Below are 526 nucleotides of genomic sequence, written 5' to 3'. Positions count from 1 at the left end.
GGTGTCGCGGGAGGCGCTGCCGGGGCGTGCGGGGGTGGGGCAGGAGCCGGTGCTGTCGGCGGTGGCGGTGGCGGTGTGGGACATCGCGGTGGAGGAAGGGCCGTGGCTGGCGCGGAAGTATGCGGCGTTGAGCATGCTGTGGGATGACCCGGGCGAGGGTCCGGAGTCGGGCGGGGATTGTCATGCGTTGATCGCGGCGGAGGCGCTGCGGGTCAAAGCACCGCGCGCGGCGCGGGAGATCGATGATGGGCATCGGGCGGTGGTGAACTTCCCGGCATGCCTGACGCGGCTGGAGGAGGCGGGGTTCCCGGCGTCGTGGTTCCAGGACATGCTGCGGTGGACGCGGAAGCTGCGGGGGCAGTTCCAGCGGGGTATCGACGAGGTCGTCGCGGGCTGGGACCTGCGGATCACCGCGGAGTCCTTCGCCCGGAACCTGCGGGCCCTGGTGACGTGGGCGGAGTCCCTGCAGGCGGCAGACGAGGCGCCGGTGCCGGTGGAGCGGGGTGTGCGGGTGCAGGAGGTCGGT

General features: G+C 72.8%; 1 pseudogene. It reads left to right on the top strand.

The window, feature by feature from the left end:
- Window positions 1–526: pseudogene (locus ABD234_RS19130) on the top strand (hypothetical protein); the annotation flags it as partial.

The sequence above is a fragment of the Brachybacterium phenoliresistens genome, assembly GCF_039530785.1.
Classification (GTDB): Bacteria; Actinomycetota; Actinomycetes; order Actinomycetales; family Dermabacteraceae; genus Brachybacterium; species Brachybacterium phenoliresistens.
Note: the sequence above shows the minus strand (reverse complement) of the source record. Positions and strands in the feature narration are given on the sequence as shown.